Raw genomic sequence first — 221 nt, 5'->3', positions numbered from 1 at the left:
CATTTCCAATCAGCATTGCCAACACAGCGCCTACGGCAAATAAGATTAATGAAAGCCGCTTAACCGCCTCGTAGCGGTCTGCCCGTCCGGTGTCCTGAAGAATCCGCTTCAATTCATAGTCCTGGTTGAAAAATCCTTTTGCGGGTGTTCCCATCAGCACATTCAGCTCGTCTGTCAAAGTGGCTGCTTTACGCCGGGAGTTAAAAATAGCGTCAATAAAA

The 221-nt window shown here is 48.0% G+C and carries 1 pseudogene; it reads right to left on the bottom strand.

Annotation, left to right across the window (positions count from 1 at the left end):
• Nucleotides 1-221: pseudogene (locus HJV72_RS19185) on the bottom strand (hypothetical protein); the annotation flags it as partial.

Origin of the sequence: Extibacter sp. GGCC_0201 (assembly GCF_017566055.1) — a bacterium.
Classification (GTDB): Bacteria; Bacillota; Clostridia; order Lachnospirales; family Lachnospiraceae; genus Extibacter.
Note: the sequence above shows the minus strand (reverse complement) of the source record. Positions and strands in the feature narration are given on the sequence as shown.